This is a genomic window from Rhizobacter sp. P1_G5, from assembly GCF_056405435.1.
The window spans coordinates 1-1,033 of the sequence record NZ_JBFUCB010001061.1; the positions used below are offsets into that span (position 1 = coordinate 1).

General features: G+C 67.6%; 2 protein-coding genes. Both read right to left on the minus strand.

What is annotated here, in order from left to right:
- Positions 1–614, minus strand: a 614-nt coding sequence (gene lpxA / locus AC1D12_RS33985) for an acyl-ACP--UDP-N-acetylglucosamine O-acyltransferase (protein WP_477845474.1), incomplete at its 3' end; no start/stop codon positions are given.
- Positions 615–630: 16 nt separating this feature from the next.
- A partial coding sequence (fabZ, locus tag AC1D12_RS33990) for a 3-hydroxyacyl-ACP dehydratase FabZ (RefSeq protein WP_477845475.1) occupies positions 631–1,033 on the minus strand: 403 nt, incomplete at its 5' end.

A 1,033-nucleotide genomic window follows, 5' to 3' on the forward strand; every position in this document is an offset into this window, starting at 1 on the left:
GCACTGAAACCGCGCCGCCGCAGGCCCTCGACATTGAAGCCGCGCACCGCGAGCGGGTTGCCGTCGACCATCATGTACGGCGGCACGTCCTGCGAGATCGCGCTGGAGAAGCCGACGAACGCGTAGGCGCCGATCTTCACGAACTGGTGCACGCCCGACAGCCCGCCGATCGTCACCCAGTCGCCGACGTGCACATGGCCGGCCAGCGTCGCGTTGTTGGCCAGCACCGTGTGGTTGCCCAGCTGCACGTCGTGCGCCAGGTGCACGTAGGCCATGATCCAGTTGTCGTTGCCGACGCGCGTGATGCCGACATCCTGCGAGGTGCCGGTGTTGAAGGTGCAGAACTCGCGGATCGTGTTGCGGTCGCCGATGTGAAGCTGCGTCGGCTCGCCGGCGTACTTCTTGTCCTGCGGCACCGCGCCGAGCGACACGAACTGGAAGATCCGGTTGTCGCGCCCGATCGTCGTGTGGCCCTCGATCACCGCATGCGGGCCGATCGTGGTGCCTTCGTCGATGCGCACATGCTCGCCGATCACCGCGTACGGGCCGACGCTGACCGTCGCCCCCAGCTGGGCGCCCGGCGCGATCACGGCGGTGGGATGGATGGTGGCCATCGTTGCGCTCCCCGAATCAGCTGACCTTGCGCATCGTGCACATCAGCTCGGCCTCGACGGCGAGCTCGCCGTCGACCGATGCACGCGCCTTGTACTTGTAGATGCCGGCCTTCACGCGGTCGACCGCCACGTCGAGGATCAGCTGGTCGCCCGGCTCCACCGGCCGCTTGAAGCGCGCGCCGTCGATGCCGACGAAGTAGTAGACGGTGTCGCTGTCCGGCGTATCGCCGGTCGTCTCGAACGACAGCAGCGCCGCCGCCTGGGCCAGCGCCTCGAGCATCAGCACGCCCGGCATCACCGGGCGGTGCGGGAAGTGGCCGGTGAAGAACGGCTCGTTGATCGTGACGTTCTTCAGCGCCTTGATGCGCACGCCCTTCTCCATCTCCAGCACGCGATCGACCAGCAGGATCGGATAGCGG